Genomic DNA, 754 nt, shown 5'->3' on the forward strand with positions numbered 1-754 from the left:
TGGTAGTGCTTGCCCTGTGGTATGCACCAAAAAGCCTCCCATTGACAATGGCATTAATATTTTCATAACCTTTTCTATTTTTAAAACCTTGCAATCTTCGCAGTGCCTCATCTTCTTTTATACCAAAACCCATTGCCATTGCTTCTTTGTTCTTCTCAAGCTCCAACTCGCGACCTGTAATGATAATCACATCAGGATTAGCAGCCACAATATATTCGGGATTAATAACTCCCCATTTTTCAACTAAATTTTTAGAAATATTATCACCTCTAGCAAGTTCAATAAGAGCGCCCCACATATCTTTGCCAAAAGTAAAACTATTCTCACTAGGACCTTTATTTCCAAACTCAATATAAATTTTTGGTTTGGGTAATTTGACTTGATCTATTCTTTTTTGGACATTCTCAACTGCTTGAGTATAAAAAGAAATAAGTTCTTCTGCTCTGCGTTCTTGTCCTAAAATTTGTCCAAGAATTTGAGTGCTTAAGGTATGAAATTGGATACTTTCTTGATTATAATCTATTACCACAACTGGGATGTGTTGCTTTTCGAGCAATTTTAAATCCTCTCCAATCATAGAATACTGCCAACTAGCAAGTATTAATAAATCAGGCTTTAAAGCTAAAACTTTTTCTATTGAAAAGGTTCCAAATTGTGGATCTCCAACATCTCCTAATATTTTGATTCGAGGTATTATTTGTGCATGCAAATCATAATTTTTTGAAGCATACAAAGCCCACGCATCTTTTACTAT

General features: G+C 34.4%; 1 protein-coding gene. It reads right to left on the minus strand.

The genetic code is table 11. The annotated features are described in order from the left end of the window. Positions 1-754: ABC transporter substrate-binding protein (locus OQH62_RS08560; RefSeq protein WP_266016139.1), on the minus strand; the 754-nt coding region annotated here is incomplete at both ends.

It is taken from the genome of Campylobacter sp. MIT 21-1684 (genome assembly GCF_026241315.1).
GTDB lineage: Bacteria > Campylobacterota > Campylobacteria > Campylobacterales > Campylobacteraceae > Campylobacter_D.